Source organism: Sulfurovum sp. bin170, assembly GCF_010892395.1.
GTDB lineage: Bacteria > Campylobacterota > Campylobacteria > Campylobacterales > Sulfurovaceae > UBA1140.
The window spans coordinates 1-5,813 of the sequence record NZ_JAACKB010000103.1 but is presented as its reverse complement, the minus strand read 5'-3'; the positions used below and the strand labels follow the sequence as shown (position 1 = coordinate 5,813).

Annotated in this window: 4 protein-coding genes; 2 read left to right on the top strand and 2 right to left on the bottom strand. The window is 35.3% G+C overall.

Annotated features, from left to right (window positions below):
• On the bottom strand, window positions 1–2,103 hold a 2,103-nt coding region (locus GSY74_RS02420; RefSeq protein WP_223157437.1), incomplete at its 3' end, for a hypothetical protein.
• Between the two features lie 203 nt (window positions 2,104–2,306).
• Here GSY74_RS02420 and GSY74_RS02415 point away from each other — a divergent pair.
• Together GSY74_RS02415 and GSY74_RS02410 are read left to right on the top strand one after the other, a co-directional pair.
• Window positions 2,307–3,836 (top strand): ATP-binding protein, encoded by a 1,530-nt coding sequence (locus GSY74_RS02415; RefSeq protein ID WP_164663522.1) that lies wholly within the window; start codon window positions 2,307–2,309, stop codon window positions 3,834–3,836.
• A gap of 94 nt (window positions 3,837–3,930) precedes the next feature.
• Entirely contained in the window at window positions 3,931–4,605 is a 675-nt protein-coding gene (locus tag GSY74_RS02410) for a response regulator transcription factor (protein ID WP_164663521.1), read from the top strand.
• Window positions 4,606–4,731: 126 nt separating this feature from the next.
• Here GSY74_RS02410 and GSY74_RS02405 read toward each other — a convergent pair.
• Window positions 4,732–5,813: ATP-binding protein (locus GSY74_RS02405; RefSeq protein ID WP_255494472.1), on the bottom strand; the 1,082-nt coding region annotated here is incomplete at its 5' end.

Here is a 5,813-nt window from a genome sequence, read left to right as displayed (position 1 = left end):
TATCTTATCATCAAATTGGGCGGTGGTCTGTTCTTTTTCTCCTCCCTCATTAACAGGAACCACAATATCATTTGATTTTGGTGGTGTTGCTGTTGTTGTTGGAGTTGTTGTTGTTGTAGGTGTTGTCGGGACAACAATCACAGCCGTAGCATTAATAGTGCTTTCAACTGCTACTCCTGTACCATTCGCATTAACAGGTATCATTTCAAAGCTAATATATTTACCCACATCATCTGCTGTTAAAGTATAAGTTGAAGCTGTTGCTCCTGTAATTTCAGCTTTGTTTGCACTACTAGCATCATCGGAACGATACCATTTAAAGGTTGAAGTAGTCTCCGTATCACTCTCTGCATCTGCATAGGTATAACTTCCTGTCAGTGTTTCTCCTACTTGAAGAGTACCTGTAAAGGTTACACTGGTGGCTGTTGGTAGGGTATCAACCGATACTACAATCGCATTGCCAGTCGCATCAGCAATATCCGTCGTTGGGTCTGTTCCTGCTAACCAATTTGTTGCCACAGCTAGATTGTATGTCGTACCATCCGTTGAACTGTTACCTGTTTTATCTAATAACGCATCTACTGCTGTTTTATCTGCTCCTGTTAATGTCACAGTAAAAGTAGTAGCATCGGTGAGTTCTACATCGGTACTACTAGTAATCGTATGTGTTGCACCCCCTTCACCAGTAAAAGTCAAAGTGCTGATGTCAATATCATTGGTAGCACCAAATTTTTTGACCAAGTTTGTTCCCGTCACCACTAAAACACCAGAGGTACTGCCATAAGTGGCACTGGTGATGGTGGGTATTGGGTTGTCTTGAGTAGATGCAAAATCTGTAACAGAATCACCGACAGAGGCTGTACCTGAGTAACTGCCATTAAAGCCAGTAGCCATAGCAAGATTATAGTCTATATGTGGGGCAACTGCCGAAGTGAGTCCAGTCGTATTTATTAAACCTTCAACATTGATACGGTCGGTTGCACTGAGGGTGAGGGTAAATACAGTAGAAGAATCAATTTCCACATTAGGGGTATCTGTCAAGGTATAACTATTATCACCTTCACCTGTTATGGTGAATTTATTGGCAATAATGTCGTCACCAGTAATACTTGCGAACCTTACACCAGTTATTCCTAATTCACCTGTTGTTGCATCATATAAAGCTTCAGATGGATGTGGATCATCATCACTGATTGTTGCAATAGCAGAACTAGTACCAAGTGAACCTGCTGATAGATTTGAAATAGTAGCTGTAATATCCTCTATCTCCTCACCTAAGTAATCTTCTGTAATATCCAAAGTAATCGTGGCACTAGATGCACCATCAGCAATGCTAAAAGTAGTCGCTCCTGTGGCATAATCTGTACCCTCCGTAGCTGTCTCTGAATAAACAATATCCCCAGTAATCGCCGAACCTGAACTGTTGGCTGGTGTGACTGTTATCGTAAATACAGCATCAGTGGGTGTACCCCCATTGTTTTCTGCACCATCGGTGGTTTTTGCGATGGAGATTGTGGTGGGTGCTGCGTAGTAATTAGCAGAAGTTGTTGTAAATTCAGTTATTTTATCTGCACCAGTGGTGAAACCTATAGCCAACATATTTGCATCTGTATGCATCAAGCCACAAAATGCACTGTTAGTAGCAAAAGCAATGTTACTAACCTCGCTAGTAGGAGGAGCGATATAGTCCGTAGGACAAGCACCTGTACTCAGTTTAAACCATTCTTTAGTACCTAAGTTTTCAGTAGGATCTACCAGATTGGGAGTATAACTAGCGTATGAACCTGATGAAATTCCAAGAAACAGTAAAGAACCATCAGCATAAGCACCACTTTTATCATAGGTACTGGTTTTTATTATAATAGGTTTTAAGGCACTTCCATCAACAGCCCCACACTCACTTGTTATTCCAGCATAGCTACCACTTGTGGTTATATTTGCAACTGGAGTACAAGCAGTAGCAAATGAGACGCTTGGCATTACACCCAATGCAACTGCAACACACCCCAATTTTAGCCATTGTTTCAAATAAGGCTCTCTTTCTCCTCTATCCGATTTATGTAGAGAGGGATTCTCTCCGTTTGATAAGTCAAAAATTCTCATTTTGTCTCCTCCTATTTAGATTTAACTAAAAGTATACAACTAAATTGTATCACAAGTATATTCTCAAAATTTAATTTAATTTAATTTTAAACATTAAAATAATATTTTTATAAAAGCTGAAACAGTTCAAAACAAAAGTTATCTTAATGATTTTTACCACAAGATGTTATAATACTCATCAAAAAGATGAAGGAAGCCCACAGATGAAAAAGTTACCCATAGGCATAAGTACATTTAGTAAAATAATCGAACAGAACTATCTATATATTGATAAAACAGATATTGCACTTGATTTGATAGAGAACTATCACTATACATTTCTCTCTCGCCCAAGAAGATTTGGAAAGTCTCTCTTTATAAGCACCCTAAAAGAGATTTTTGAGGGGAACAAAAAACTATTTGAGGGGCTGTATATCTATGATAAGTGGGATTGGGAAGAGAAGTATCCTGTTATCAAGATTAGTTTTGGTGGTAGTCGTAGTACGGATGAGTTGAAACAGAGTATTCTAAAAAATTTAGATTTTAGTCAGAAAAATTTGGGAGTAACCTGCCAAGAGAATTATGATTATGCTACCTGTTTCTCTGATTTGATTCAGAAATCTTATGAGAAATACCAAAAACCTGTTGTCATTCTAATAGATGAGTATGATAAACCGATTCTTGATAACCTAGACCAGATGGAAGTGGCTATAGAGTGTAGAGAGATACTCAAAAGACTCTATACTCAAATCAAAGAGAACGATAGATATATAAAGTTTGCATTTTTAACAGGGGTGAGTAAGTTTAGTAGAGCTAGTATCTTTAGTGGGCTTAATAACCTAACGGACATTAGCATGAAACCTAAATATGGAAATATCTGTGGCTATACTCAAAATGATATAGAGACTACGATTTTACCTTATCTGCAAGGTGTCGATTTGGAGAGGCTAAAAGAGTGGTACAATGGGTATAATTTCTTAAAAGATAGGGTCTATAATCCCTTTGATATTTTGCTTTTTATAGATAATGATTTTGTTTATGATAACTACTGGTTCAATACAGGCACACCAAGTTTTTTAATAAAACTATTTAAGCAAAACCAATATAATCTAGCTAAATTTGAAAATATAGAGGTGGGCAAAGAGCTGGTTAACAGTTTTGATATAGAGGATATTAGTTTGGAGACAGTTATGTTTCAGGCAGGTTATCTGACTATTAAAGAGGTAGAACACTTTGGAGATAATATCGTCTATTACCTAACCTTTCCAAATATAGAGGTCAAAAAAAGTTTTAATGATTATATTCTAACTAACTATTTTATCCAAGCGAATAGAAAAACCAAAGTTCAAATATCACTATATAGACAGTTATCAAGAGCCAAATTAGATGAGCTTGAGACCACTTTCAAATCCCTCTTTGCCTCCATAGCCTACAACAACTTTACCAAAAATGATATACAAAATTATGAAGGATTTTATGCAAGTGTGGTCTATGCCTACTTTGCAGGTGCTGGGTTTGATAGGATAGTGGCTGAAGATGCAACGAGTGATGGCAGGATTGATTTGAGTGTTTTTATAGATGATAAGGTCTATATATTTGAGTTCAAAGTAGATGGTTCTAGTGCTATGAAGCAGATAAAAGATAAAAAATATCATGAGAAGTATATGAGTAGATATAGTGAGATTTATCTAGTTGGGGTAGAGTTTGACAAAGAGAGTCGGAGTCTTTGTAGATTTGAGTGGGAGATGGTTTAAAAAATAAATTTTATAAATTAAAATAATATTTTTATAAACACTAAAACAGTTTAAAACCAAAGTTATCTTAATAATTTTTAAGTAAAATTCGAATATGGGTTTAGGGAAAAAAACAATTTTAGTAGTAGATGATGAGAAGGATATTAGAGTATATCTATCTATCTTTTTGAGGTATAAAGGTTTCGATGTTATCGAAGCGACTAATGGTCAAGAGGCGTATAAGCTTATACAGAACCGAGCTATTGATCTGTTGATATTGGATATAAATATGCCCAAATTGGATGGGCTTACTCTATCTGAAAAGATTCAAAAACAGGGAGATAAAACGCCCATTATTATCGTCAGTTCCCATACTGATAAAGATAAACTTTTTCGTGCCATCAAACTGAATGTGGTTGATTATATTATCAAACCTTTTACACGAAAATCTATCCGTGAGGCACTTAAAAAGGCTTTTGAAAATGATAAAATATCCAATCAAGTTGTTAAGTTTCAAGATGGGTATAGTTTTAATTTAGAAACGCTCACACTTTTTAAAAACAGTGAATTCATAAAACTCTCTCTACATCAAAGTTTGGCGATTGAGATGCTTATAAGATATAAAAATCGAGTCGTAAAAGCTGAAGATATATTTTACCATATAAACGACAGCTACAGTAAGATATTTAATGGTAACTCTATTAGAAATTTAATCAAAAGAGTTCGTACTATTTTACCTAACAAGACAATAGAGACGGTTTATGGTGTGGGGTATAAGATGGTGTTGTGATTTGGAAGCAGAGCTTCATGAACCAAATAGTTCGGGTGTAAACACGCCGATTCCGAAAAAGCAGATTGCATATAAGGAACCGATGGCTTTAGCCTCGCCTTAATTCATTGGCATTGGGTAAAGCTTTTAGATTCCCTTAAACTCTATCCTAAACAAAGCCCCACTATTACAATTTTTCACACTAAGCTCTCCACCCATATGCTCCTCAATAATCATTTTGGAGATATAAAGCCCCAGTCCTGTACCATTTTTCTTCAACTTTGTGGAGAAGTAGGGGTCAAAGATACGGTTGATTATTTCGTGGTTTATACCTCCTGCATTATCTTGAATGGTTATAGCTATTTTTTTATCTTTTTTAGATAGTTGAATATAGATATTTTTCTTTTGCTTTTGGTTGTTAGATATTAACGCATCTTTGGCATTGGTTATAATATTGATAATAACTTGTCCTAGTTCATTAGGGTAGCCGAGTAGCTCTATCTCCCCTTGACACTCTGTATTTATGGTTATCTCTTCATGTGATAAAACAGGTCTAATCAGTTCAATCGTATGCTTTACAGTCTGTTTCAAATTAAACCGAACTTTCTCTTTTTTAGGTTTAAAAAAATCTCTAAAATCATCTATAGTATTTGACATATATGCAGTGGTAGACTCTATTTTGTTTAACTCCTCTTCTAAAAAAAGTTTCTCCTCTATATTTTGTTTAGATATTTTCATATCCATTAACATGACCAGAGCATTGATACTTGAGAGTGGTTGCCTCCACTGGTGAGCTATCATACTTATCATCTCTCCCATCTGAGCCAGACGAGATTGTTGAAACATCATAAGTTGATGTTGTCTATTTTTTTCAACCTCCTCTTTTACCTTTTTTCTTAATATTATCAAAAAGGTAGTTCCAATTAGCGTTAAAATAAAAAATACTATTACAATATGTTTTACCAACTTATAATCAACCACAGCATCTTGCTTAAACTTAAACCATCTATTTTTAATATCCTGTTTTTTACCAGCATCAATGGATAAAATTGCTTTTTCAAATATAGAATTCACTATTTTTTCATCGTTTCTTGTACCAACGCTATACTTCATCTCCAAATCAACTTTACCTGTAATGGCAATAGTTGAAAAAAAGTTTTTCTGTATCTCATTCATAATGACTGCTGAGTTGTCTAAATATCCAAATATCTCTCCCTTTGCCACTTTTT